General features: G+C 42.4%; 18 protein-coding genes. 15 read left to right on the top strand and 3 right to left on the bottom strand.

All coding sequences use genetic code 11. The features are described 5' to 3' along the window. Positions 1 to 6 precede the first annotated feature (6 nt). The gene (locus tag G628_RS0112445; protein ID WP_027209270.1) at positions 7 to 1620 is read left to right on the top strand and encodes a response regulator transcription factor; all 1614 of its coding nucleotides are present in this window, start codon (positions 7 to 9) and stop codon (positions 1618 to 1620) included. On the opposite strand, the gene G628_RS0112440 is transcribed toward G628_RS0112445, so the two are convergent. Beyond that, entirely contained in the window at positions 1608 to 2624 is a 1017-nt protein-coding gene (locus G628_RS0112440; protein WP_027209269.1) for a GntR family transcriptional regulator, read from the bottom strand. The two genes, G628_RS0112445 and G628_RS0112440, sit on opposite strands and share 13 nt — an antisense overlap. Before the next feature lie 362 nt (positions 2625 to 2986). On the opposite strand from G628_RS0112440, the gene G628_RS0112435 reads away from it, so the two are divergent. From G628_RS0112435 to G628_RS0112385, 9 genes are all read left to right on the top strand, one after another. After that, positions 2987 to 4108 (top strand): ABC transporter substrate-binding protein, encoded by a 1122-nt coding sequence (locus G628_RS0112435; protein ID WP_027209268.1) that lies wholly within the window; start codon positions 2987 to 2989, stop codon positions 4106 to 4108. Positions 4109 to 4192: 84 nt separating this feature from the next. After that, positions 4193 to 5704, top strand: a complete 1512-nt coding sequence (locus tag G628_RS0112430) for a sugar ABC transporter ATP-binding protein (RefSeq protein WP_026654424.1) — start codon at positions 4193 to 4195, stop codon at positions 5702 to 5704. Beyond that, positions 5704 to 6762, top strand: a complete 1059-nt coding sequence (locus tag G628_RS0112425; RefSeq protein ID WP_026654425.1) for an ABC transporter permease — start codon at positions 5704 to 5706, stop codon at positions 6760 to 6762. The genes G628_RS0112430 and G628_RS0112425 overlap by 1 nt, the downstream gene beginning before the upstream one ends. After that, complete coding sequence (locus G628_RS0112420) at positions 6759 to 7790, top strand: ABC transporter permease subunit (protein ID WP_027209267.1); 1032 nt, start codon at positions 6759 to 6761, stop codon at positions 7788 to 7790. Before G628_RS0112425 ends, G628_RS0112420 begins: the two co-directional genes overlap by 4 nt. Before the next feature lie 886 nt (positions 7791 to 8676). Next, complete coding sequence (locus G628_RS0112405; protein WP_027209265.1) at positions 8677 to 9489, top strand: methyltransferase domain-containing protein; 813 nt, start codon at positions 8677 to 8679, stop codon at positions 9487 to 9489. A 126-nt stretch (positions 9490 to 9615) separates the two neighbouring features. Next, positions 9616 to 9990 (top strand): BlaI/MecI/CopY family transcriptional regulator, encoded by a 375-nt coding sequence (locus G628_RS17425; RefSeq protein ID WP_051199197.1) that lies wholly within the window; start codon positions 9616 to 9618, stop codon positions 9988 to 9990. Next, positions 9990 to 11081 carry a M56 family metallopeptidase gene (locus tag G628_RS0112395; protein ID WP_026666984.1) on the top strand — a complete coding sequence of 364 codons (1092 nt, stop codon included), beginning with the start codon at positions 9990 to 9992 and terminating at the stop codon, positions 11079 to 11081. Before G628_RS17425 ends, G628_RS0112395 begins: the two co-directional genes overlap by 1 nt. A gap of 111 nt (positions 11082 to 11192) precedes the next feature. Continuing rightward, positions 11193 to 14114, top strand: a complete 2922-nt coding sequence (locus tag G628_RS0112390) for a glycosyl hydrolase 115 family protein (protein ID WP_027209264.1) — start codon at positions 11193 to 11195, stop codon at positions 14112 to 14114. A 120-nt stretch (positions 14115 to 14234) separates the two neighbouring features. Continuing rightward, entirely contained in the window at positions 14235 to 15419 is a 1185-nt protein-coding gene (locus G628_RS0112385) for a nucleotide sugar dehydrogenase (protein ID WP_027209263.1), read from the top strand. 80 nt (positions 15420 to 15499) lie between these two features. Here the strand turns inward: G628_RS0112385 and aroA are convergent, their stop codons facing one another. Both aroA and G628_RS0112375 read right to left on the bottom strand, forming a co-directional pair. Then, on the bottom strand, positions 15500 to 16831 hold the full coding sequence (gene aroA / locus G628_RS0112380) for a 3-phosphoshikimate 1-carboxyvinyltransferase (protein WP_026654428.1): 1332 nt from the start codon (positions 16829 to 16831) through the stop codon (positions 15500 to 15502). 23 nt (positions 16832 to 16854) lie between these two features. Beyond that, the gene (locus tag G628_RS0112375) at positions 16855 to 17949 is read right to left on the bottom strand and encodes a prephenate dehydrogenase/arogenate dehydrogenase family protein (protein WP_026666987.1); all 1095 of its coding nucleotides are present in this window, start codon (positions 17947 to 17949) and stop codon (positions 16855 to 16857) included. A gap of 241 nt (positions 17950 to 18190) precedes the next feature. On the opposite strand from G628_RS0112375, the gene fusA reads away from it, so the two are divergent. The 5 genes from fusA to G628_RS0112350 all read left to right on the top strand — a co-directional run bounded on the left by fusA (position 18191) and on the right by G628_RS0112350 (position 24525). Beyond that, positions 18191 to 20281 carry an elongation factor G gene (gene fusA / locus G628_RS0112370; protein WP_026654430.1) on the top strand — a complete coding sequence of 697 codons (2091 nt, stop codon included), beginning with the start codon at positions 18191 to 18193 and terminating at the stop codon, positions 20279 to 20281. Positions 20282 to 20560: 279 nt separating this feature from the next. Next, positions 20561 to 21307 carry a DeoR/GlpR family DNA-binding transcription regulator gene (locus G628_RS0112365; RefSeq protein WP_027209262.1) on the top strand — a complete coding sequence of 249 codons (747 nt, stop codon included), beginning with the start codon at positions 20561 to 20563 and terminating at the stop codon, positions 21305 to 21307. 29 nt (positions 21308 to 21336) lie between these two features. Then, positions 21337 to 22242, top strand: a complete 906-nt coding sequence (gene pfkB / locus G628_RS0112360; protein ID WP_027209261.1) for a 1-phosphofructokinase — start codon at positions 21337 to 21339, stop codon at positions 22240 to 22242. 30 nt (positions 22243 to 22272) lie between these two features. Further along, complete coding sequence (locus G628_RS0112355) at positions 22273 to 24186, top strand: PTS fructose transporter subunit IIABC (protein ID WP_026666991.1); 1914 nt, start codon at positions 22273 to 22275, stop codon at positions 24184 to 24186. A 75-nt stretch (positions 24187 to 24261) separates the two neighbouring features. Then, positions 24262 to 24525, top strand: coding sequence for an HPr family phosphocarrier protein (locus tag G628_RS0112350; RefSeq protein WP_026666992.1), 264 nt, complete (start codon positions 24262 to 24264; stop codon positions 24523 to 24525). The last annotated feature ends 34 nt before the right edge of the window (positions 24526 to 24559 follow it).

The following is a 24559-nucleotide window of genomic DNA, read 5'->3' as shown; positions in this document are numbered from 1 at the left end:
GTTAGTATGCTTAAGGTTTTTCTTGTGGAGGATGAAAGTGTTGTGAGGGAGAGCCTCAGAAACAACATACCATGGAAGGAGTACGGGTTTAACTTTGTCGGAGAAGCTAGTGACGGCGAGATGGCGCTTCCGCTTATCAGGAAGACGGCGCCGGATGTTCTTATAACGGATATCAAGATGCCTTTTATGGACGGCCTGTCACTTAGTCATATCGTGAAAAAAGAATTTCCGTCAATGCGTATTGTCATCATGAGCGGGTACGATGATTTTGAATATGCAAAAAGAGCTATCAAAGAGGGCGTCGATCAGTATATCTCAAAGCCGATCACAAAGTCGGGAATGAAGGAAGTTCTCGACAGTGTAAAAGAGAAGATTGAGAAAGAGCGCACTCAGCAAGGATATCTGATGCAATATCAGATGGAGACGCAGGAGTATGAGCAGCTTCAAAGGAGAGAGTTTTTTGAAAAAGTTCTTACCGGTACGATGCCTGTAAAGGACATCTATGTCGAAGCGGGGAAGCTTTCGCTTGATATTACGGCTTCGGCATTCAGTCTCATTCTTTTTTCCATAAAAGATAAAGAGAAGCCATTTGAGGAAATAGGCTCCGTTCAGTATTGCAGGGCGCTCGAGGAACTTATGAGTTATTTCCTTAGGTTCCCCGCATATATACTTTCGAGATGGTCGCTGAACACTTACATAGTTATTGTTAAGGGCGAAAAAGATATTGTTGCGGATTACGTGGAAAAAGGCGTTTCTAAGATCACGGAGATCTGCGAGGATAAGGATGACAAGATAGAGTGGTATGTTTCGGCTGGTAAGCCAGTTGAGAGGTTCAGCGCGCTTGTTAAGTGCTTTAATCTTGTAAATCATGCATTTGCATGCAGGTACTTTGTGCAGGATACGCATGTACTTACGGAAGATACTACGGCGAAGTACACATCCGCTCAGAATGACGGTTCCATCGAGAATATAGACAGCTCAAAGGTTGACAGTGCGGTTCTTAAGGGATTTCTTTCTACGGGAACTGAGAGTGAGATCGGGGAATTTGTATCCGAATATCTCACAAGTCTGGGTGATGCCTTAAAGAGCCATGTGTTTAGGAATTTCTTTGTGCTCAATTCATTGTTTGCTGCGAGCAGTTTCCTTGAATCGAGCGGTGTTTCGAAAAAGGACATCGATGAGAATCTCTTTTCACTTAAAGAGGGATATGAGATCAAGAGTAAGCAGGTTGAGGAGTTTATGGTGTCGCTTCTTAAGAGCGCGCTTGAACTTAGGGACAGCGCTTCAAATAAGAGAGGAAATAAGCTTATCAGCGATGCCATTGAATATATTGATGAAAATTACATGAATGAGAGCTGTACGCTGGTTGATGTTGCGGAGGCGCTTTCTGTCAACAGCAGCTATCTGAGCACGGTCTTTAGTAAGGAGATGGACACGACATTCGTGAAATTCCTTACGGCAAAGCGCCTTGAAAAGGCAAGAGAGCTTCTTGCAAAAGAGAGGATGCATACGGCGGATGTTGCCGCTGCGGTAGGATATAAGGATTCACACTATTTCAGCTTTGTATTCAGGAAGATGTACGGGATGTCACCGAGAGAATACAGAAATCAAAACAGCTGATAGGGAAGGACAATCGAGACTTTCGGTTGTCCTTTTATTGTAGAAAGAATTCTTTTGGCGATAGTATAGGAAAGTGTCTTTCCGCGGTGGGAAAAGCTTTTTATGCGAAAAGAATTTACCTGTGAAAGATAGCTGTTGTCAAAGCTGTATACTTTCTTTTCCTTAAGATTTATGAGCTTCTTGTCTCTAAGTGCCTTTACATGCGGATAGGCAAGTTCGTCGCTTCCGAATAAAACTGCGTCGGATTCTTTGCATAGGGCCCTGATATCGGATGTGGGAGCATCTTCGATCACATATCTTTTTTTACCAAAATCAAGGTCAAGGTCTCTGAGGGCAGAGATGAAGCCGGATATCATGGAAGAGTCCTGAGGATTGGTATTTTTGAAAACGCCTGAGATCCTGCGGTATCCGCTTATATGAAGCTGCATAACAAGATTGTATGCGGCATCGTATGCTCCTTCCGTTATGGAGGGGGAATCCGGCATGTTTCGGTAGGTTCCGTAGAGGAAGATGACGGAGCATCCTTTCTTTTCAAGAGCTTCGTATAAATCGTGGTTTGGATTATCCATAAGCGAAAAGCATTCGGATAAAATAACCAGCGGAGGATTCTTAAGAAGGTCTTTCAGAATGTTTCTTTCCCTGAAAAAGTCGGACTGAGTCTCGGAAACGGAGACGGAAAGAGGAATGTCGCTTCCTGAAGAGATGTTCTTTTCGATATCGTAGATAAGAGAAGGATAAATATATTCGTCAGGTCTTGCAAAAAGAAGACAGATGTGGTTTCTTCCCGCGTCCGGATTTAGGCCTGTAAGATAATATCCGCTTCCTTGGTGGGAGTTGATAAGTTTCTCTTCTTTTAGGTTTGACAGCACCTTTCTTATGGTCTGGCGGCTGCAGGAGTATTTTTCACACAACTCTTTTTCGGTCGGAAGCGCCATTTTACCTGAAAGAAGTCTTTGTGAGATTTCTTTTTTTATTTTTTTTGTAATATTTTCCTGTTTTGTCATTTTTTTCTTCGCCTTTTAATAAAAAAATGGGTAAAAAAATTTGTATTCTTTTGATCATAAAAAATATTCTGCGTAAATTTATAAGTCTTTATCAAAACTATCAGATAATTTCCCGGAGTTTTTTCCAATATAATCCAAAAAATTTTATTCAAATATAAAGAAATTCAACCAAAAGTATTTCTAAAAGTAGCTCATTTCAAATTTGTACTTTTTATAAGAGTATAGCACCTGAATTTGTATTGTCAAAAGTTAGAAAATTGTGCAAGGTGCCTCTAAATCCTATGAATACATGCGGGTCATAAGTAAAATGTGTATAAGAAACATTCATTCAACATTTATATATTAAATGGAGGGTACAAAGTATGAAGAAGAAAGTATTGGCAACTATTATGGCTACAGCAATGTCGGTTTCGATGCTTGTAGGATGCGGCGGATCAGGCGCAGCGGATACAACGGCAGCTACCGATGCCACAGATGCAACGGAAGCAACGGCAGATACAGCCGATGATACCGGAGCAGCACCGGCAGCAGACGGAGAGTCAATAACAGTCGGATTTGCACAGGTTGGACACGAGTCAGATTGGCGTACAGCTTCAACAAATTCAGTTAAGGCAGCTCTTTCCAGTGAGAACGGCATCGATCTTCAGTTTGTAGATTGTGATAACGATTCGGCAGCACAGCTTGAGGCAGTTCGTAACTTTATCGAGCAGGACGTTGATTACATCGTTATTGACCCCATCGTATCAACAGGTTGGGATACAGTACTTACAGAGGCTGATGATGCAGGCATTCCTGTTATAGTAATTGACCGTACGATCGATGATTCAGATAAATATGTTTCATGGGTAGGTTCTGAGTTCACAAACGAAGGTCTTGCAGCAGGTGCATGGCTTAAGGCTTACGCAGAGGCAAAGGGCATCAAAGAACTTAATATCCTTGAGATCACAGGAACAACAGGTTCTTCAGCTGAGATCGGACGTACAAAGGGATTCCATCAGTTCGTAGATTCAGAAGGATGGAAGCTTCTTGATTCACAGACAGGTGACTTCACACAGGAAGGCGGACAGAAGGTTATGGAGTCTTACTGCAAGTCATATGCAGGCAAGTTCAACGTTGTTATCTGCCAGAACGATAACGAAGCATTCGGTGCTATCGATGCAATGAAGGCAGCAGGCGTTTCATACGGTGTTGACGGCGATGTAATCGTTATCTCATTCGATGCTTGTACCGCAGGTCTTCAGAAGGTTCTCGACAAAGAGATCAACGCAGACTTCCAGTGCAATCCTCTTCAGGGACCTGATTGCCTTAAGATAATACAGGCTCTTCAGGGCGGACAGACAGTTGAGAAGCAGACATTCATGGAAGAGCCTTGGTTCGTATCAGAGGATGTTCTTAAGGACATTTCTTACAAGAACAATTCAGGCAAGGATGTAACAGAACCCCTTATCGTAGTTGATAAAGCAACTGTTGATGAAGCGTACTGATTATAGAGATTTGATTATAGAAAAACTTATAGGGTAGTTCGCGAGAACTACCCTAATTATTCAATAAGAGAAGGGTATTATTTTATGGAGCAGAATGAACTTATTGTTATGCGTGACATAGTGAAAGCCTTTCCCGGTGTCATAGCACTCAATCACGCACAGCTTACACTTCATAAAGGCGAGATTCACGCACTGATGGGCGAAAACGGCGCAGGAAAGTCTACCATCATAAAATGTCTCACGGGCGTGTACGAGCGTGATGCCGGCGAGGTTTACGTGCAGGGTGTGGAAGGAAATGTTTTTAACCACTCTACAGAGGATGCACAGAAAGTAGGAATTGCAACGGTTTATCAGGAGGTCAATCTTTGTCCGAACCTCTCTGTTGCAGAAAATCTTTTCATCGGACGCGAACCTGTTACCAAGTTCGGTACCGTAGATTGGCGTTCAATGAATAAGCGGGCAAAAGAAATAATGGACAGCCTTGGCATATCTATCGATGTGACACTGGCTTTGGAGAATTACTCACTTGCGATCCAGCAGATGATTGCTATTGCAAGAGCAGTGGATATGGAATGTAAGGTACTCATTCTCGATGAGCCGACATCGTCTCTTGATGACAACGAGGTTGAAAAGCTCTTTGACGTAATGAGAGATCTTAAGGCAAAAGGAGTAGGAATCATATTCGTTACCCATTTCCTAGAGCAGGTTTATGCAGTCTGCGACAGGATCACGGTTATGAGAAACGGAAGCTTTGTAGGAGATTATTCTATAAGCGAACTTCCGAGAGTTAAGCTGGTAGCTGCCATGCTCGGTAAGGATTTTGACGATCTTGCGGCTATCAAACCCGAGGGTAATGTTGAGATAAATCCCGAGATCATGCTTAAAGCCGAAGGACTCAGCCATAAGGGAACAGTAAAGCCTTTTGACTTTGAGATTCATAAGGGCGAAGTAGTCGGAGTTACAGGTCTTTTGGGAAGCGGTCGAAGCGAGATGGTGCGCTGCATCTACGGTGCAGACAAGGCTCAGACCGGTAAAGAGTACATGAAGGGAAAAGAGATCAATATAAAGGCGCCTATCGACGCAATAAAGGAAGGTATGGCATATCTTCCCGATGACAGAAAAGCCGACGGATGTATCGGTGATCTTTCGGTAAGAGATAACATAATTCTTGCACTTCAGGCAAGAAACGGAATGTTTAAGAAAGTATCAAGAGCAAAACAGATTGAGATCGCGGACAAGTTTATAGATATGCTTCAGATCAAGACTGCGAGTAGAGAAACACCTCTTTCACAGCTTTCGGGCGGAAATCAGCAGAAGGTTATTCTTGCAAGATGGCTGTGCACTCATCCTGATTTCCTTATCCTCGATGAGCCGACAAGAGGTATCGACATCGGAACAAAGACAGAGTTCCAGAAGCTTATTTTGCAATTTGCTCAAGAGGGAATGAGCGTAGTATTCATTTCTTCTGAGATAGAAGAGATGCTTCGTACCTGCACCAGAATGTGCGTTATGAGAGACGGCGAAAAGGTTGGGGAAATCGACGGAGAGATGACGCAGGAGAGTGTAATGAGTGCGATCGCGGGAGGTGAGAAGTAATGGATAAAATAAAGAAACTAACGAAGCAGCAGTTATTTTTGCCCTTCTTCTGCCTTCTTTTGGTTCTTCTTATAAATTTGATAAAGAATCCGGCTTTTTTTAGTATAGGTATTCAACATGGAGTGTTGTATGGAAGACTTATAGATATATTGAACAGAGGAAGTGAGATAGCGATTCTTGCAGTGGGGCAGACACTTGTAGTTGCGGTGTCGGCAGGAACTGATATCTCTGTAGGTTCTGTTATGAGTTTATCGGCTTGCGGAACTTGTATGATGCTTGCAGGCTACGGTGTCAACTCAACCACAGAACTTGCAGTTCCGATGGGAGTGGGAATCCTTTTCGGAATTTTCCTCGGCGGTTTGTGCGGCGCCATGAACGGTGCACTTGTTGCTAAATTAAAGATTCAGCCTATGGTCGCTACACTTATTCTTTTCACAGCGGCGAGAGCCATCGGCCTTCTTATGTGTAACAACCAGATCACATACATCAGATACGAGCCTTATAAGTACCTTGGTAATTTCATACCGGGCTGTCCTATTCCGACGGCTATCTTCGTTACGATCGTTGTTATAGCGGTTGTGATGTTACTGCTAAAAAAGACTGCACTTGGATTGTACGTTCAGTCAGCAGGTATTAACAGCAGAGCTGCCAGAATCTCCGGTATAAATTCAGCGATGATATGCTTTGTCTGCTATGTGATCTGCGGTCTTTGTGCAGGAATTGCGGGAATGGTCGCAAGTAGCCGTATCTATTCCGCAGATTCAAACAACATAGGACTTAACTACGAGCTTGATGCCATCCTTGCGGTAGCGCTCGGTGGTAATTCACTTGGCGGAGGTAAATTCAATCTTGCCGGTTCGGTAATTGGAGCATATACAATTCAGGCTATCACGACAACCCTTCTTGCTATGGGTGTTTCGACCGACCAGGCGCCTGTTGTTAAGGCTATCATAGTTGTGATCATCGTAGTTGTTCAGGCACCTACATTTAAAGAGTGGATCGCAAACACTGAGGCAAAAAGAAAAGCACTTAAGACGGAAGGAGGTCAGGAGGCATGAAGAGTTTAAAGAAATTCAGCGGAAACACGCTGCTCCTTTTGATCACCATAGTCCTTTTTGTTGTGATGTATGCGGTAGGATGTGTTGTTTACTCGGCTAAAGGATTTACGCATGTACAGACTTTTTTGAATCTACTTATTACCAACGCGGGACTTATCTGCGTTGCATGCGGAATGACATGTGTAATGCTCACCGGCGGAATTGATATTTCCGTAGGATCGCTTGTAGCTATGGATTGTATGATACTTGCTTACGGAATGGGCGTTAAGGGGTGGCCCTGTATTCCGCTTATCATACTAATACTTGTTATTGGACTTGTATTCGGTGCTGTACAGGGATTTTTGATTGGTTACCTCAAGATTCAGCCGTTTATCATTACCATGGCGGGAATGTTCTTTGCAAGAGGCATGACGGCGGTTATCTGTACCGATCAGATTTCAATCACACAGCAGATGAATCCTACGTTTTACAAATGGGCAAATGCCAAGATCAATCTTCCGAAGTTTCTCGGATATGTAAATAAAAAAGGCAAGACGGTAGTTCCTTTTATCAGACCTACGGTAGTTATAGCACTTTTGGTTGTGGCACTTATTTTCTTCATACTTAAATATACAAAGTTTGGAAGAAGTCTGTATGCGGTTGGCGGAAACCAGCAGTCGGCTACAATGATGGGACTTAATGTTAAGGCTACAAAGATGAAGGCTTACATGCTTTCCTCATTCCTTTGCTCTATCGGAGGAATCTGTTACTGCCTCAACACTATGTCAGGTTCTGTTCAGCAGGCGCTCGGTTTCGAGATGAATGCGATCGCATCAGCGGTTATCGGTGGAACGCTTCTTACAGGCGGTGTCGGCAACGTTATCGGATCGCTCTTTGGTGTTCTCATAAACGGAACGATCTCGACGCTTGTAACAACCAACGGAAAGCTTTTATCAAGCTGGAGTAACATTATGACGGCAGCGCTTTTGTGCTTCTTCATAATTTTGCAGAGTCTGTTCGCTTACTTCAAAAACAGGAACAGCAGATAATTGTATTGTGTGGAGCCCTCGCGGAGTATTCAGCCGCGGGGGCTTTTTATAGCGGACGACCTGTATGGCCATTTGGTGTAGCCATTTCGCGTGTTGACATTCAAGACATAAAAACTCAGAGCTGCATATTCTTCGCTCCAAAACTCGCCCATAAATGGGCTCAAACAGTTGGAGCGAGAACAGAATATGCAGCTCTTCCTTTTTACGTTCTTGAATGTAGCAACACACGAAAAGGCTACGCCAAATGGCCATACAGGTCTGTTCAGCTTATAGAAAAGCTCCTTGCAGCTTGTTTGTCCGAATCTTCGCATTTTCAAACTGATACCGCCCGGCTGGCTACGCCATATGGCCGTACAGGTCTGTTTCGCTTATAGAAAGGCTCCCTGCGCTGATTCTGAGGACTGCGCCGGCAAAGGTAATACATTTTTGGAAGCGGAAGGTGGCGATTGGATGAGAAAAATATATGCTTGATGAGGATGTAGAAGCTAATGATGGCGTGACATGACTTTTTTTAGAAATAATACTCAAAAAAGTCATGCGGCAAGCGACAATTGTAATGAAAAGAAAGGGGGAGGTATGACTTTTTTAAGAAATAATACTAAAAAAGTCATGCGACAGGTGATAATTGTAATGAAAAGTAAGGGGAGGACATGACTTTTTAAATTGATTTTGTTAGAAAAAGTCATATCGCAAGGAAAAAGTGCTTCAACGAGATTTTTTCAACTGCCGGTAGAAATGCTTGGCTAAACTAAACAGATAAGTTATAGGATATTCTGAGTGCATGAAGTATTATGTATTTAACAAAAACGTCTGAAAACATGCATTTAGCTGTGGAGGAGTGCAGACTTGATTATATTCAATAATGCATTTATGGAGGAGAAAATAGATGAATATAGGAAATGTGATCATGACAAAAAGAAAAGAGCTTGGCTTAACGCAGCAGGCGCTTGCCGATAAACTTCATGTGTCTTTTCAGGCAGTATCAAAGTGGGAAAAAGGCGTGAGTTATCCGGAGATAGAATTGTTGCCGATAATAGCCGGAGTACTGAATACTTCGTCGGATGCGTTGCTTGGTTATGAATTCAAAACTCACGGTTATTATGATGACAGATACAAAGAAGATGAGTATTACTGGGGGATACAACCAAATGAAATTTGCTATGAGATCATGAAGATGAAGCCTCCGGTTAAACCGCTGAAGGTGCTTGATATTGGATGTGGAGAGGGGAAAGATGCTGTGTTTTTTGCAAGAAACGGATATGAGGTGACAGCGTTTGATCTGTCAATCGACGGCATAGAAAAGGGAAAACGGCTGGCAGAAAAGTTCGGCGTGAATGTAGATTTTTTTCAGGCGGATCTTAATGATTACAGATTGAAAGAGAATTATGACATTATCTTTAGCAGCGGTGTATTTGACTACATGAGACCTGAGTTTAGAACAGAAATAACAGAACACTTAAAAGAGCACACCAACGAGGAAGGATTAAATGCGATAAAGGTTTTTGTAGATAAACCTTTTATTGAAGTGAATGACAAGAATAAAAAAGTAAATCGCTATCCGTGGAAATCAGGTGAGATATTTACGTATTATCATGACTGGGAATTATTCCGGATGGATGAAGTGATTTTTGATTGTAACAGTGGAGGCATGCCGCATAAGCATTGTATAGATATTATGATTGCAAAAAAGTATAGATAGAAATGTATATAGATGCATTATGGTGGCTGTGTTGCAAAAACAATTAACGGTTTATTGACAATAACTACATTTTTGTAGTAAGGTATAACTACAAAAATGTAGTTATTATTTTTAAGGGAAAAAGTGATGAAAAATTTATCAAATGCAGAAAAAGAAGTATTAGAAGTTTTATGTAAAATGCAGAAATCTATTACAGCAAAAGAGTTGCAAGAAGTTTTAATTAGACTGGGGATAGAATGGAAAATCCAGACTGTATCAACTCTTCTTGCCAGATTAGAAAGCAAAGGTGTAATTAAGAGCGAGATAATTAAGCATATTAAATATTACAAACCTCAATATAATACTTTTGAGCTGGCAGGAATAGAGGCAAAAAGATTTATTAAAGAGGTGTTTGGAGGATCATTGTCAAGTTTTTTTGTTGCTTTAACAGATGGCGCAATTTCAGATTCAAAAGCGATTGAATTGGAAAAGTGGATAAGAGAGCAACAGGAGGAAAAGTAATGACAGCGAGAATAGTTGAATGGGCTGTGGTTTTTTATCTGTTTTTTGGAATAATGGTTGTTTTGTTAGAAACACTTTTTTTCATTTTTAGAAAATCTATTTCATATAATAGGCAGTATTGTATTCGGAGATTGTTACCATTTATAACTACTGCGTTTATGATAGTGGTATATTTTCTTAGAAAGTTAAACACGGGTAATCGGATTATTGGGGAAACAGCTATTAAAGCGCAAAAAACATTGAATAGTTGTTTGAGTATAGAAAAAGTATCATATATAGTTGGAGTTTATTGTGCATTCGTAGCGCTTTTTATATTACATTACATTCTTTATTACATTATAATTTCTAAAAAAATTACTAAAAGTAAAGAGATTACTCAAAAATATGCTGGTGTGATAGACAAACAGGATGTTACGGTTTGTTCATGGGATAAGGCGAAGACCCCTTTTTGTTTTGGAATAATAAATAAAAAGATAGTGTTACCGGAGGGCGGGGCGTATGGTAGCAGTTATGTAATACATCATGAGTTATCACATTGTGAAAATAATGATCCGTTGTGGATGATGATATCGAAATTTTTTCTGTATATTTTATGGCTAAACCCATTGGCATATTATTATTATAGACAACTAAAATATAGTTGCGAATACGCGTGTGATGAAAGAGTGACAAAGCAAATGTCATTTGAAGAAAAAAAGATATATGCGAATGTGATATTGAATAATACACCGAGAGAACAAGGAATGTTATTTGGGGAAGCGTTGGTAACAGAAAAAACATTAAAAAATCGCTTCAAAAATATTCTGGCAAAACCCATTGCTAATAGCAAAAAATCGTTATTTATAATTGTTGTGACTGTTTTATCTGTATCAGCTTTAGTGGCTTTTGCTGTTGCCAAGAAGCCGGCTCAAATGATAAAGAGTGTTAAAGTGAATTATAGTAGTGAAGAGGAGGTGAAAGATTCAGTAGATTACGAGGAGTATATTGATGGGAAGTGGTTTAGAGGACAACTTCAATATGGATTCACTGAGGAACAAAAATATGGGATTAAGGTAGCAAATTATACCGGTGTTCTATATGAAAGCGAATAGTTAAGCAGGATTTTTGGAGATTTCATCATTGAATAGGGCCATGCTACGTGATAAGATGCAAATAATTAATTTGTATATATATACAAGGCAACTAAAAAGGATGGACTATTTATGGATTTTATTATTTCAAGGGCTAAGATTGAAAATGGTGGAAATGCGATCATTTATGATAAAGATGCATTGAGCGGCATTAAGAAGATTGCTGCGAAGATTTCCGGCGATATGGAGGCGGTTTTTGGAAGTGCGCCCCAAGTACATGAGGAAAAGGCTTCAGAAAGTCCTATATATGTAGGAACTGTCGGCGATGCGCTTATAGCAGGGCTTGGCGTTGATACATCTGATATTGAGGAAAAAAGAGAAGTCTATAAGATTACAGTTGTAGGTGATGCTCTTGTTATTGTTGGAAGCGATAAGCGTGGAGCAATCTACGGAATGTTCAAGCTCTCCGAGATGCTCGGTGTATCTCCTTTTATCGATTGGCTTGACGTAAAGCCCGTTAAAACAGATGAATTCAAAATTCCTTCTGATTACTGCATGATCTCAAAAGAGCCATCAGTTAAGTTTAGAGGATTTTTTATTAATGATGAGTGGCCGGCTTTCGGAAATTTCTGTAATAAGAGATTCGGCGGTTTTAATGCCAAAGTATATGAACATGTTTTTGAACTGTTGTTAAGACTTAAGGGTAATTATCTGTGGCCTGCCATGTGGACAGCTATATTCCCTGACGACGGTCCGGGACTTGAGAATGCGATTCTTGCCGACGAGCTCGGAGTGGTAATGGGAATGAGCCATCATGAACCGTGCTTAAGACAGGGAGAAGAGTATAAGTACCTTAGGGGCAAGGATTCTATATATGGTGATGCATGGAATTTCCTTACCAACGAGAAAGGTATAACACGTTTCTGGGAAGACGGTCTTAAGAGAAGCGGTAAGTTTGAGAATGTGATTACCGTCGGTATGAGAGGCGAAGCTGATACCGCTATCATGGGAGCGGAGGCTACTTTAAAGGATAATATCGATCTTTTAAGGAAAGTTCTTTCAACTCAGAACAGACTGATAAGGGAAAATGTAAATGAGAACCTCGACGAAGTTCCGAGAATGCTTGCGCTTTATAAGGAGGTAGAACCCTATTTCTACGGCGATGAGAATACGGAAGGTCTCATGGGCGATCCTGAATTGGATGGCGTAACACTTATGCTCTGTGATGATAATCACGGAAATTTAAGGACCGTGCCCACAGAAGAAATGAGAAGCCATAAGGGCGGATACGGAATGTACTATCATTTTGATTATCATGGTCTTCCGGTGTCATTTGAATGGTTTAATACATCGCATCTTTCCAAGGTCTGGGAGCAGATGACGACAGCCTATGACTTTGGTATAAGGGATCTTTGGATTGTCAATGTCGGTGATGTCTTCAGTAACGAATATCCTCTGGGATACTTCCTGGATTTGGCATATGATTTTGACCGCTATGGAACTTCTAATCCAAAGAGTGCAAAAGAATATACAAAGCTTATAGTTAAGCAGAATTTCGATGGCAAGCTTTCTGCGGCTGACATGGATAAGTGCGCAGAGCTTCTTGAAGGCTATACAAGGATAACTTCAAGCAGAAGAACTGAGGCTATGAATGATAAAGTCTATGCGCCTTTTGCTTATAACGAGACATTTGATACGCTTGAAAAAATTGAGAATCTCATGGCGGATGCCGATGAGCTTTTAAATAACCTTGAAGGCAATACAAGATTTGTTTTCTATGAACTTATATGGCTTCCGCTTACCGCAAATCTCAATGTTCAGAAGATGTGGCTTCTTACAACTTTGAACCATGCTTTTGCGGAACAGGGAAGTACTTATGCAATGACTCTTGCAAAGAAAATAGATGATTGCATCGCATATGACAGAAAGATTGTAGATGAACTTCATACGATCGAAGACGGAAAGTGGTACGGAATGGGGCTTTCAGAGCACATAGGATTTAATGACTGGTGCGAAGAAGGATGCAAGTACCCTGTGATCCATACTTTTGAACCTGCAAACAAAGAAAGACTTATAGTCTCGGTAAAGGGCTCTGACTTTTACACGGAAGGAAAATTCTGGACAGGACATGTGGGTGCTGTAGATGCGTTCCTCGATCCTTCAAAGGATGAGGCGGAACTTATACTTTCAACTGCGGGAAGAGTTGATTGCAGCTACGAAATTGAAAATCCCAATGAGTTCTTTGCTATATCAGAGGAAAAGGGAGTTGTTGCGCCTAATACGATCAAGATCTTAAAGATCAGACTGGACAGGGAAAAGTACAAAAAGGGCGATGTCACACCCGAAATATGCATTCACTGCTCTGATGGAAACGTAGTGATTAAGCTTCCGGTAAATACTTTGTCCGATATCGGATGCGGTGAAAAAGCCGACGGCACGTTCTACTGGCTTGGAAAAACACTCGACATGAACGAGAAGATGATAGATGCACCGCTTCATAAGAGAACATGGCCCGGTAAGCTTGAGCTGATGAATTATATCTCAATCGATGCTGTAGACTATGCAAATAAAACCGATTCAGTAAGCGGAAGTTTTGAAGTTATAGAAGATTACAGCAGAGGCCTTGATGCGGTTAAGGCATATCCGCAGGATGTTATTTTTGGAAAAGACAAAAAGGATTATCCAAAGCTTACTTATAAAGTTAAAGTTCCTTCAGAGGGCGATTACAAAGTTAAGCTCTATGTCAATCCGAGCAACCCTTACTCAAGGGATAATGTGATATACTTCGGAATCGGCGTGAATGACGGAGATGTAAATAAAATAAATATGATCGAGCCTGATTTTGCTGTCGGCGACGGAAATCCGTATTGGTCTTTGGTTGTTACAGAAAACAAGCGAGTTGTCGAAGCAGATCTGAAGCTTAAAGCCGGTGTCAATGATATCAATGTTTATGCGGTAGATCCAAACTTCGTTATTCAGAAATTGGTGATACATAAAGCAGGAGAGGAACCTTCACCGTCTTACCTTGGCCCTAAGGAGACGTTCAAATTCTGAAACAGCAGCTATAATGTCGCGTACAATTTGCTTTACCTGCCTTTTTTTATTAAAATGGTTCAGGAGTGTTTTGACTCTAAAAGACTTTAGAAAAATACTGAGAATTCAGAGGTAAATAGAATGAAGATAGCTGTTGTTGGAACAGGATATGTGGGACTTGCGATGTCGGTTCTTCTGGCGCAGTACAATGATGTTATTGCGGTTGATATTGTTCCTGAGAAAGTTAAGATGATAAATTCGGGAATCTCACCGATAGTTGATAAGGAGATAGAAGAGTATCTTAAGAAAGGAAACTTGAGACTTACAGCAACTTGCGACCTTGCGCAGGCTGTTAGGGATGCAGAGTTTGTTGTTGTTTCAACTCCGACAAACTACGATGAGAAGCTCAATTATTTCGATACGTCTTCTGTTAAGAGCGTTATTGATAAGGTGAGAAGAGAAAATCCGGATGCGTTTATTGTTATCAAATCAACGATTCCGGTTGGTTATACCGAGTCGGTGATGGAAGAGTATGAAACGGATCATATTCTTTTTTCACCCGAGTTCCTGAGAGAGGGACGTGCGCTTTACGATAATCTTTATCCTTCAAGAATTATTGTGGGTTATGATACCGATTCAGAGGAAGCTGAGGAGAGGGCAGAAATGTTTAAGAGCCTTCTTGTTCAGGGAGCTTTGAAAAAAGACATTCCGGCGCTTCTTATGAATACGACAGAGGCAGAGTCTGTTAAGCTTTTTGCCAATACATATCTTGCACTCAGAGTTTCATTCTTTAACGAGCTTGATACATATGCTGAGGTCAGGGGACTTAACACCAGAAACATAATCGACGGTGTCTGCCTCGATCCGAGAATCGGAGATTTCTACAACAATCCTTCCTTTGGATACGGTGGATATTGCCTTCCAAAGGATACCAAGCAGCTTCTCGCAAACTATGAGGATGTTCCGAATAACCTCATCACTGCGATCGTTGATGCGAACAGAACGAGAAAAGATTTCATCGCAGACAGAGTATGGGCACTTCACCCCAAGAAGGTCGGCGTCTACAGACTTACAATGAAAGCAGGTTCCGATAACTTCAGACAGTCTGCGATTCAGGGCATCATGAAGAGAATCAAATCGCGCGGCATCGAGTGCGTGGTTTACGAACCCGCCCTCAAAGAAGACAGCTTCTTTAACTCAAAGGTTGTTCGCGACCTCGACGAGTTCAAGAGAGAGTGCGACTTCATTATCGCAAACAGAATTACACCCGATCTTCAGGATGTAGTTGATAAGGTATATACACGAGATCTTTTCGGAAACGAGTAATTTAGATATTATAAAAGGCTACCACACTAAGCAGGTGTGGTAGCCTTATTTTTATATCATAGGAAGCAAGCGACTCTTTTTTATCTTGTCAGTGCCTTCAGGTCTTCAAAGAAGGTCGGGTATGAAATTGATACGCACTCGGAATCCTGGATGACCGTAGGGCCTTCGGCGACGAGCGATGCGATCGCAAAGCTCATTGCAAGGCGGTGATCGGCGTGACAATTGATGTTTGCTCCAAAGAGAGGCTTGCCACCGCGAATGATCATTCCATCGTCTGTTGCTTCGGCATCACAACCCATTGCCGTGAGGTTTTCGACAACTGTAGTGATACGATTTGATTCTTTTACCTTGAGCTCCGCAGCGTCGCGGATAACAGTCTCACAATCTGCTGTTGCTGCAAGAACTGCAACTACGGGAAGTTCGTCGATCATAGTCGGAATGTCTTTTCCGCCGATAATGAACTTGCCGCTTTCGTTTCCGCAGAGCTTACTGTATCTTACAAGGATGTCGGCTCTTGATTCCTGAGAATTATCTTCGTTAAGGAGAGTGATGTCTGCTCCCATTTTTTTCAAAACATTTATTATACCTGCACGGGTCTTGTTGACACCGACGTTCTTAATAAGAAGTTCTGAACCGGGTACTACGAGCGCCGCTGCGATAAAGTATGCGGCAGATGAAATATCGCCCGGAACATTGATGTCGATTCCTTTAAGCGGGCGTCCGGGATGAAGAATGGCAGATGCCGTTCCAAGATCCGTAACTTCGTTGTGGATGTCCGCACCGAAAGCGGAGAGCATTATCTCTGTGTGATTTCGTGAAAGAGCGGGCTCGCGAACGATCGTGTCACCTTCTGCGTAAAGTCCTGCAAGGATGATCGCTGATTTTACCTGTGCTGAAGCAACGGGACTTGTGTAATCGATGCCCTTAAGCTCTTTTCCACCTTCGATATTAAGCGGAGCGCAGCCGTTTCCACGGGCTGATGATATGGATGCACCCATGAGCGTGAGCGGATCGATAACTCTTTTCATCGGGCGCTGCTCAATTGAAGAATCGCCTGTGATAGATGTATCGAAAGGCTGTGCCGCAAGGATGCCTGACATAAGGCGGGTTGTTGTTCCGCTGTTTCCTGTATAAAGAGTCTCGATGGGAGCGGTGAGACCGTGCAGGCCTTTTCCGTGAACGGTGATCTTCTTGGCGTTTCTGTATTCGTCCTCTTCGCGGTCAATCGATATTCCGAGCTTTCTGAAGCAATCGATGGTTGAAAGACAGTCTGCGCTTTCAAGAAATCCCGTGATTGTTGTGTCGCCCTCAGCGAGAGCGCCGAACATAATGCTTCTGTGAGATATTGATTTGTCACCCGGTACGGTAACTTCCCCTCTTAATGGACCTCTGGCTTTTTCTAATGTAGTCATGTAAGTCTCTCTCTCCTTGTTTTTTACAGATAGATGTTATAACCGTTTTTTTCAAGAACTTTGCCTGCTTTATCAAGGCCGTCCTGATCGTGGAGCTCGATTCTGAGTGTACCGCGCTCGTATTCCCTGTTGTGCACGATACCGATGTTTTTGATGTTTATCTCATTGTCGGATAGAAGAGTCGCAACCTTGGCAAGTCTGCCCGGATGATCGTCAATCTCGACTTTGATCGCGTAAACCTTCTGGATAGGCCCGCTTGATGTTGTTATAAATGACTCTCTGTATTCTCTTGCTTTTGAGAAGAATTCGAAGAGTTTCTCGCTGTCTTTTTCATCGATCGCAAGTTTGATATCGTACAGAGAATCGATGTATTTGGATAAAAGATCCGAGATATTCGCTGCGTTTGTAGTGCAGATTTGCTGCCACATAACGGGAGAAGATGAAGATATTCTGGTTATGTCCTTAAATCCGCCCGCGGCGATCGTCTTCATAAGCTCATCTTCCGAATCGTTGTCTTTTACAAGGTTGACGAGCGAAGCGGAGATCACATGCGGAACGTGACTTATTGCAGCCGTGATGTAGTCGTGCTGTCTGTATTCCACAACAAGCGGGATCGCGCCGATCATCTTAACGAGGTCATAATATCTTTTTATCCTGTCTTCATCAGTGACGCTTGTCTTGGTCAGAATGTAATAAGCGTTTTGCAAAAGAGAAGATTTCGAGTTGTTAAATCCTATCCTCTCGGTACCTGCCATTGGGTGGCCGCCGATAAACTGATCCTCGAGCCCGAGCTCTTTTATCTTCTCATGTATTCCGTTCTTGACACTTCCGATATCGGTAAGTGTTGTCTTCTTATTCAAAAAAGGAAGGAGCTTTTGGATGTTATCATTGTTGCACTCAACGGGAGCGCACAAAAAGATATAATCGCAATCGCTGAATTCTGCGCCGATCTCATAAAGGGGAGCGTCGATTATCCCTTCGGCATGAGCGGTGTCCACGGTTTCTCTGTGCGGAGTGTATGCGATTATCTTTGAAGACGGCTCATTTTCCTTTATCGCCCTGGCAATCGATCCGCCGATAAGCCCGAGGCCTATAAAACCATAGGTCATATTGTTCATAAAAGGTAGAACCCCCTAAAATCATGTATTCTTGTGAAAAAACTATAACACTTTAATGTGCGAAAATCAATTATGAAGGCTTACTATAAGAGATTGAAAAACATGAAGCAACTTTTGTGCATAATCGCTTAGAATACTTGTTTTGAGTACATGTTTTTAGTAAAATATTCTTATAAGTCTTTGGGGATCTGTATCATATCTCGTACATAATACCCAAATTTGAGCGACTGGAGGATAAGATATGAACGTTTACACAACTGATAAGATTCGTAACGTGGTACTGCTCGGACATGGTGGAGCCGGAAAGACAACCTTAGCTGAAGCAATGGCTTATCTTGCCGGTATTACATCAAGGATGGGGACTGTGGAGGATGGAAATACTCTGAGTGATTTTGATAAGGAGGAGCAGAAGAGGCATATTTCTATAAGCACATCGGCAATTCCTCTCGAGTGGGACGGACACAAGATCAACCTTTTGGATACTCCCGGATTTTTTGATTTTGTCGGGGAGGTTGAGGAAGCAATCAGTGTAGCGGATGCTGCAATTATCGTCGTTTCGGGAAAAGCCGGAATTGAAGTCGGAACAGAAAAAGCATGGGAACTATGCGAAAAGTACAAGATTCCCCGCATGGTATTTGTTTCCGATATGGATATAGATGATGTCTCCTACAGACAGGTTGTGCAGGATATGACCGATAAGTACGGCAAGAAGATGGCTCCTTTTAACCTGCCTATCCGTGAGAACGAGAAGTTCGTAGGATACGTTAATGTTATTCAGGAGAAAGGTTTCAAGTGGTCGGGAAAAGAAGTTGTTGAGTGCGAAGTTCCCGATTACAATCAGCAAAACCTTAAGATATGCAGAGATACTCTAATTGAGACCGTAGCTGAGACTTCGGAAGAATTTATGGAAAGATACTTTAATGGTGAAACTTTCTCTGAGTCTGAGATAAGAGCAGCGGTAAGGACTAATGTGTGCGACGGAAGTATTGTTCCCATCGAGATGGGTTCAAGTACGCTCTGCCAGGGTATCTACACACTTCTTGACGATATCGTTAAGTACATGCCAAGCCCTGAGAACCGCAAGATGGCAGGTATCAACACCAATACAAATGAGATTTTTGAAGCGGACTTTGACTTCTCCAAGCCAAAGACAGCTTTTGTATTTAAGACAATGATCGATCCTTTCATAGGTAAGTACTCACTTATAAAGGTAAGATCGGGCGTTCTTAAACCCGACGATGTGATGTTCGTTGCGGATAAGGATATGGAACTTAAGATAGGTAAGCTCTATGTGCTTCAGGGAAATAAGACAACAGAAGTATCGGAGCTTCATGCGGGTGACCTTGGCGCACTTCAGAAGATCGATGTTGCGACGGGAGATACTCTTTCTACCAAGGGAACACCCATACAGTATGCAAAGATGGATATTTCACAGCCGTACACGGTTATGAGATATCATGCCCAGAATAAGAGCGATATTGATAAGATCGCGCAGTCTCTTGCCAAGATTGCTGCGGAAGATCAGACCGTCAAGGTTGTCAATGACGCCGAGAATCGTCAGACGCTTCTTTATGGAATGGGCGATATGCACCTTGAGGTTATCCAGAATAAGTTAAAGGATGTATATAAGGTTGCAATAGACCTCACTAAACCCAAGGTTGCATTTAGAGAGACGATAAGAAAGAATTCCGATGTGGAATATAAATATAAGAAGCAGACCGGCGGACACGGACAGTACGGACATGTTAAGATGCGCTTTGCTCCTTTGGGAGATCCGACGGTTCCTTATACATTCGATCAGGAAGTTGTCGGCGGAGCTGTTCCTAAGAACTTCTTCCCCGCTGTTGAAAAAGGAATTGCGGAGTCGGTTCAGAGAGGACCTCTTGCCGCATATCCCGTTGTCGGTGTTAAGGCAACTCTATATGACGGATCGTATCACCCTGTTGATTCGTCCGAGATGGCGTTTAAGGTAGCAGCTTCCAATGCCTTCAAAAAAGGCTTCATGGATGCGACACCTGTTCTTCTTGAACCCATAGTATCTCTTAAAGTTACTGTTCCCGAGAACTACACGGGTGACGTAATGGGAGATCTTAACAAGAGAAGAGGAAGAGTGCTCGGAATGAATCCTTCGCTTACCGGTAAACAGGTTATCGAGGCCGAGGTTCCACAGATGGAGCTCTACGGATATTGCACACAGCTTCGTTCAATGACGGGCGGAAGCGGAGAGTACGAGTATTCGTTTAACAGATATGAGCAGGCTCCTTCGGATGTTCAGGCAAAAGAGGTTGAGGCAAGAGCCGATAAGGTTGCGGCAGCCAATGCTGAAGAATAAAGTTGGTAGTTAAATAAAAAAATGGCATAAAAAGGGCAGTTGTTTCGGTGGTTTCCGGAATGACTGCTCTTTTTGAGTGCTTTATTTTATGCGCAAAAAATATGAGTGAAAAATACTCAATCAAAAATTAACAAAAAGGCAAGTACAAAAATGTATAGTTTGAACGAAAATGATTATTTGTGATTATTTATGATTGGATATGATTGCAAATTGATTTTTTGAGTGCTATATTTTAATCAAGAAATCACAAATTAACATTTTTGCTCAAGGAGATTTTGAATGCTGACTGAAGAGAGAAGAGCACGTATTGTTGAGATTATAAATGAAAAGAAGGCAGTTTCCGTAAATGAACTGATCGAGCTTTTGGATACATCTGCAGCAACCATACGCCGTGATATAAGCGCACTTGATCGCTCACGTAAACTGATCAAGGTGTTTGGAGGTGCGACCGCATTGTCTTCGAGGGATGTAGATACCAAGGAAGACGCGGTTAAGATGAAAGCCCGGAAGAATGTAGAGGAAAAAGACAGCATAAGTAAGTTTGCTGCCGATCTCATTGAGGATGATGATTTTGTTTATATTGACGCGGGCACGACAACTCTTGCGATGATCGATTATCTGACCAATAACAATGCGAAGTACATCACAAACGGTGTTGTTCATGCAAAGCGTCTTATGGACAAGGGATTTGAGACCACGATGATCGGCGGAAGGCTCAAGGCTTCAACGGAAGCGGCAGTCGGAACCGATTGTGTGGAGTTTATCCGCAAATATCACTTTACGAAAGCTTTCATGGGTACGAACGGAATTTCAGTTCACGCAGGTTTCACAACACCGGATGTTGACGAGGCGATGATCAAGACGGCAGCGATTAAACATGCATACAGGTCGTATGTACTTGCAGATCATACCAAGTTCAACAAGGTCAACTCCGTGACTTTTGCGGACATAAAAGAATGCAGCATTATTACAGACAGACTTACGGCAAAAGAGTATGTGAATCATACAGAGGTACTTATACCATAGGTGTTGCAAGTAAAGATGGAGGATTATTGATGATTTATACGGTTACTTTTAACCCGGCGCTTGATTATGTAGTAAGAATGGATAAGGAATTGCTTCCCGGCATGACGAATCGTTCAACAAGTGAAGAGTACTACTATGGCGGGAAGGGCATAAATGTATCCATGGTATTGTCGGAACTTGGATTTAAGAGTACGGCTTTAGGATTTGTGGCAGGCTTCATAGGACGCGCCATCGATGAAGGCGTTAAGGCAGCAGGCATTGATACTGATTTTATCGAACTTAAGGAAGGAATCTCCCGTGTCAATGTCAAGATTAAGGCAGTAGCTGAAACAGAGATAAACGCTCAGGGACCGAAGATTGATGAAGAGTCGCAAAAAGAGCTTTTTGACAAGCTCTCACACTTGAAAGAAGGCGATCTTCTTATCCTGGCGGGATCTATTCCAAGCTCGCTTCCTGATGATGTATATGAAAGGATTCTTTCTATGCTCGACGGAAAAGGAATAGAGTTTGTTGTGGATGCGACGAAGGATCTGCTCACAAATGTTCTTAAGTATCATCCGTTCCTTATTAAGCCAAACAATTTTGAACTTGGCGAGATCATAGGAAAGACACTTGAAACGGATGATGAGATATATGAAGGCGCGGTCCGTCTTCAGCAGATGGGAGCAAGAAATGTTCTTATCTCAATGGCAGGTGACGGAGCGATGCTGGTTGATGAAAACGGCTTGAAATATCGCATCGGAGTTCCAAAAGGAACAGTAAGGAATTCGGTAGGTGCGGGAGATTCGATGGTAGCAGGTTTTGTAGCAGGATATTTGAAGACTAAGGACTATGAGACTGCACTTAAAATGGGAACGGCTGCAGGTTCTGCAACGGCATTTTCGGATGGCCTTGCAACAGCTGCAGATATAGAGAAGGTTTTTAAGGAACTTTAAACATGTAATTTGTTGTTTTAGGAGGGTATTATGAGAATTACAGAGTTTATCGATCCCAGGGGGATCAAGCTTCAGGTTAAATTGTCTAATCAGAATGAGGCAATAGACCAACTTATCGCACTTCATGAGTCAGTCGGAAATCTTAAGGATGTAGCAGGATTTAAGAAAGCTATCCTTGAACGTGAGTCTAAGGGCTCAACGGCAATCGGAAACGGAATCGCGGTTCCGCACGGCAAATCTGCATCTGTAAATAAGGCAGGACTTGTTGCAATCACATGTCCCAAGGGCGTGGATTACAAAGCACTCGACGGTAAGCCGAGCAATCTTTTGTTCATGATCGCTGCACCTGAAAATGGCGCAGATACACATCTCGAGGTACTTGCAAAGCTTATGGGAATGCTTATGGACACAGAGTTCTGCAAGAAACTTGTGGATGCCAAATCGGTTGACGAGTTCCTTAAACTTATTGATTCCAAGGAAACAGAAAAAGATGCTGAGAATGGAGCGGTTAAGTCTGAAGCACCTTCTAAAGCAGGAAAGAAGATCGTAGCGGTTACAGCTTGTCCTACAGGTATTGCACATACATTTATGGCTGCTGAGGCACTTGAGCTTAAAGCAAAAGAGCTCGGAATTACTTTCAGAGTTGAAAAAGACGGATCGGGCGGAGCAAAAGATCCTCTTACAGCAAAAGAGATCGCTGAGGCAGATGCGGTAATCGTTGCATGTGACAAAAATATAGATATGGGACAGTTTGACGGTAAGAAGGTAGTTATGGCATCAACGAAGGAAGCCATCCACGAACCCGAAAAGCTGTTTGAGAAAGTTGACAGCGCTTCCGTATATCATCACACGGGAGCAGTTACAAGAAAAGAAGACGCAGTAAATGAGTCGCTTGGCCGTAAGCTTTACAAGCATCTAATGAACGGCGTATCACATATGCTTCCGTTCGTTATAGGTGGCGGTATTCTTATAGCTATCGCATTTTTGCTTGATGATTATTCAATCGATCCGAGCAACTTCGGTACAAACACACCTGTAGCTGCATGGTTTAAGACAATAGGCGGAGCAGCATTTGGATTTATGCTTCCGATACTTGCGGGATTTATAGCAATGTCGATAGCTGACAGACCGGGTCTTGCAGTCGGCTTTGTCGGCGGATATCTTGCATCAACCGGTGCAACATTTGCAAATCCCGGAGGAGATATACCTTCTGCATTCCTCGGAGCGTTGGTAGCAGGTTTTGTATCAGGTTATCTTGTTCTATGGCTTGAAAAGATATGTAACAAGCTTCCTCAGTCACTTGAAGGAATAAAGCCTGTTCTTATATATCCTCTTGCGGGTATTACGATGATCGGTCTTGTTATGTGCGCTATCAATCCTATAGTCGGTGCGCTTAATAACTGGATTTCAGGCGTACTTACAGGAATGAGCAGCGGTTCAATCATCGCACTTGGCATTCTTCTTGGAGCTATGATGGCAACAGATATGGGTGGTCCTCTTAACAAGGCAGCATATGTATTTGGTACGGCAGCTCTTGCACAGCAGAATGAGACAGGATGGATGATCATGGCAGCAGTTATGGTAGGCGGTATGGTTCCTCCTATCGCGATCGCTCTTGCTACACTTATCTTCCCTAAGAAGTTTACAGTAGCAGAGAGAAAAGCAGGTCCCGTAAACTTTATCATGGGATTCTGTTTCATCACAGAGGGTGCTATTCCTTATGCGGCAGCAGATCCTATCCGTGTAATTCCTTCACTTATGGTTGGATCGGGTGTTGCCGGAGCTCTTTCAATGGCATTTAAGTGCACACTTATGGCACCTCACGGCGGAATCTTTGTATTCCCTGTAGTAGGAAACTGGGCACTTTATCTTGTTGCACTTGCAGCAGGTGCGGTTGTAAGCTGCCTTATGCTTGGTGTATTGAAAAAGACAGTTGAAGAATAAAAAATCATGTGATGTAGGTGTCGGAAAATATTTTTTGGCACCTGCATCGTAATTCATAAAAGGAGAAAAAGTGTAATGGTTTCAAGAACAGTAAAGATCGTAAATGAACAGGGAATGCATATGCGTCCTGCGACAGTTTTCAGTCAGGCTATGATGCATTTTTCATCAGAAATAAATCTTTGCATTAACGGCTCAAAGTATGACGGAAAGAGTGTCATGATGCTTATGGCGGCATGCATCAAGTGTGGTGCCGAAGTTGAGGTTACCTGCGACGGTCCTGATGAAGAGGAAGCACTTGCAAAAGCGGTTGAGCTTATTGAGAGCGGTCTCGGAGATTGAAGCAAAGGAAATCTTTTACGGGAGGTCATTATCT

Origin of the sequence: Butyrivibrio hungatei NK4A153 (assembly GCF_000424465.1) — a bacterium.
Classification (GTDB): Bacteria; Bacillota; Clostridia; order Lachnospirales; family Lachnospiraceae; genus Butyrivibrio; species Butyrivibrio hungatei_A.
The sequence above is the reverse complement of the archived record's forward strand: the minus strand, read 5'-3'. Positions and strand labels throughout refer to the sequence as shown.